Annotated in this window: 1 protein-coding gene; it reads left to right on the forward strand. The window is 28.1% G+C overall.

All coding sequences use genetic code 11. The features are described 5' to 3' along the window. Positions 1–69 precede the first annotated feature (69 nt). Positions 70–1,284 (forward strand): MOP flippase family protein (locus AB5213_RS17150; protein WP_368277036.1); only part of this gene is annotated, 1,215 nt, incomplete at its 3' end.

Consider the following 1,284-nt stretch of genomic DNA (forward strand, 5'->3'; position numbering starts at 1 on the left):
AAATAATATTTATTCTAAGGAACGTTTATATTATTTGATAAAATCAAATTTCTGATTGTCTCTGTCAATATGGGTAGTGCAATAAATGGAGTTAAATGGACTTCGCTTAGTGCTGTAGTAAATGCATGTGCTAAATTGGGACAAATATCTATTCTTACAAGATTTTTGAGGAAAGAAGATTTTGGACTTATTGCCATAGCTGTTTTAGTAATTTCATTTACAGAGATATTTATGGATATGGGTATTTCATCTGCAGTACTCCATAAACAGGATATATCAAAAAATGAATATAGTTCATTGTATTGGTTTAATATTATATCTGGATTTGTAATATCTGTAATTATTTGCATATTGGCACCATGGGTAGCTATATATTATAACCAACCGGAATTGGTTAATATTATATCATTGTTATCGTTGAATGTTATTTTTTCATCGATATCTCGACTTCAACGTACTTTTCAACAAAAACAAATGCAGTTCAGTGTTATTGCAAAAATTGATATGACTGCATCTGTTTTAATGGTCATATTTTCTATTGTTTTAGTGTATATTGGTTTGGGCGTATATGCACTTGTTTTTTCCACTTTATTTTATGGTTTTTTTATAGCTATTATTTATCTGTCGTATTCTGTTTTTAAGGACAGAATAATAAGATTGCATTTTAATTTCTATGAAACAAAGCCTTATTTAAAGATAGGGATATATCAAGTTGGCTCTTCAACATTGGATTATCTATCAAGAGAGATGGATATATTCCTTATAGGAACAGCATATTCATTAGAAATATTGGGAGTATATTCTGTATGTAAGCAACTCGCATTTAAAGTTTATTCATTCATAAATCCAATAGTTACTAAAGTGCTAACACCTAGTTTGGCATTATGCCAAGATAATCAGTTTTTACTTAGAGAAAAATATATTAACGTAATTAGGGTGCTATCTTTTATTGATATGCCTATTTATTTTTTTCTTTGTTATTGCTCGTCTTATGTATTGGGTGTAATATATGGTAGTTCATATGTTGAGTATTCATTAGTATTCAGTATCTTATGCCTTTACTATTCAATATGTAGTATTGGAAATCCACTAGGGGCTTTACTTGTTGCAACAGGCAGAACTGATATAGGATTTTATTGGACAATTTATAGAATTATTGTAACTATGATAGTTTTGTATTTTGCTTCTTTGAGTCCTTTTGTAATTTTTGTATTTGTCATTTTTATCTTAAATTTTATAAATCTTTTTCCTGAAATTCTATTGATTTACAAACCTCTATTGAAT

This window comes from Coprococcus sp. RTP21204st1_G4_RTP21204_210225, assembly GCF_040915385.1.
GTDB lineage: Bacteria > Bacillota > Clostridia > Lachnospirales > Lachnospiraceae > Allocoprococcus > Allocoprococcus comes.